The sequence below is a fragment of the Bradyrhizobium sp. genome, from assembly GCF_016462955.1.
Lineage (GTDB): Bacteria > Pseudomonadota > Alphaproteobacteria > Rhizobiales > Xanthobacteraceae > Bradyrhizobium.
The window spans coordinates 2685-3194 of record NZ_JAEMSD010000656.1 but is presented as its reverse complement, the minus strand read 5'-3'; the positions used below and the strand labels follow the sequence as shown (position 1 = coordinate 3194).

Sequence of the window (510 nt, the reverse complement as noted above, 5' to 3'; positions counted from 1 at the left end):
TACAAGGCCAACGAGAAATACAAGGACGTCCCGGGCGCGGTGCTGCGTCCCGGCAATCTCTCGGCACTGATCGGCGCCAGCGTGCATTCCGGCGAGGACGTCATCCTGACAGCGAGCGGACCGGGCAGCGAGCGCGTGCACGGCTCGATGGACAACACGGAAGTATTCCGCGTCATGGTCGACGCGTTGGGATTGGCTGCGCAGCAATGACGCATCGGTTCACGAGGAAGACGGCGGCGTGAAGACCAGCTTCACGCAGCTGCGGAACAGCAGGATTTGCCGCTCCAGCCGCTTCGGGTCGTTGAGCGTCTTCGACATGATGATCGCGCCGTCCACCACGCACGAGATCATCTCGGCGAGATCGTCGAGGTCGACCGGCTCGCGCGGCGGATAAACCGCGGCGATGCTGTCGAAAATCTCGCGGAAGTGCGCATTCCAGCCCCGGACCGATTGCGCGGTCAGGTCGCGGACCTCGCGATCGAACAAGCGCTCCTGATAGCAGATGCTGGC

General features: G+C 63.7%; 1 protein-coding gene and 1 pseudogene. One reads left to right on the top strand and one right to left on the bottom strand.

Annotation, left to right across the window (positions count from 1 at the left end; all coding sequences use genetic code 11):
* Positions 1-210, top strand: a 210-nt coding sequence (locus JHD07_RS36370; protein WP_291630960.1) for an alkaline phosphatase, incomplete at its 5' end; no start/stop codon positions are given.
* Positions 211-219: 9 nt separating this feature from the next.
* Here the strand turns inward: JHD07_RS36370 and JHD07_RS36365 are convergent.
* Positions 220-510: pseudogene (locus tag JHD07_RS36365) on the bottom strand (TetR/AcrR family transcriptional regulator); the annotation flags it as partial.